This window comes from Pseudomonas sp. EL_65y_Pfl1_R83 (assembly GCF_963970695.1).
In the GTDB taxonomy this organism is placed as follows: Bacteria; Pseudomonadota; Gammaproteobacteria; order Pseudomonadales; family Pseudomonadaceae; genus Aquipseudomonas; species Aquipseudomonas tritici.
This window is the reverse complement of record NZ_CAXAQI010000308.1, coordinates 1-491: the sequence shown is the minus strand read 5'-3', so window position 1 is coordinate 491 and position 491 is coordinate 1. Positions and strand designations below refer to the sequence as shown.

The following is a 491-nucleotide window of genomic DNA, read 5'->3' as shown; positions in this document are numbered from 1 at the left end:
CTGTCCACCCGCGGCGGCGAGGACGGCATCGAGAATTTGCGGGGGTATGTTTTTCAGGTCGCGGCCAGCGTTCTGGCCGATCGCGGACGTCGACGCACCGTTCGCAAGCATGATGCGCATATCGAGTTCGATCCCGATCGAGGAGGTGGCGCGGAACTTGGCCCGGATCGGATCGTCGCGGGCCGCGAGGCGCTCAAGGCGGTGATGGCCGCAGTGGCGCAGATGCCGGATCGTACGCGAACCGTCTTCATTTTGCGCCGCCTGGAGGGAATGGCCTATCGCGACATCGCGGCGCAACTGGGCGTGTCGGTCAGCGCGGTCGAAAAGCATATGCTGCGCGCGACCGAGCGCCTTGCGCGATTGGGAGAGGCGCAGTGACGGTGCGTGTTACTCGTGCGCTCCTGCGCGGACTGTCGCCGACGGATGCGGCCGCATTGTGGAAGGTCCAACAGGATAGCGGGGCACCGGTTGAGGCCGGACTGTTCGCAAGC

At 65.8% G+C, this 491-nt stretch carries 1 protein-coding gene; it reads left to right on the top strand.

Annotation, left to right across the window (positions count from 1 at the left end):
- Positions 1-378 (top strand): RNA polymerase sigma factor (locus AACY08_RS29030; RefSeq protein ID WP_339472523.1); only part of this gene is annotated, 378 nt, incomplete at its 5' end.
- Between the last annotated feature and the right edge of the window lie 113 nt (positions 379-491).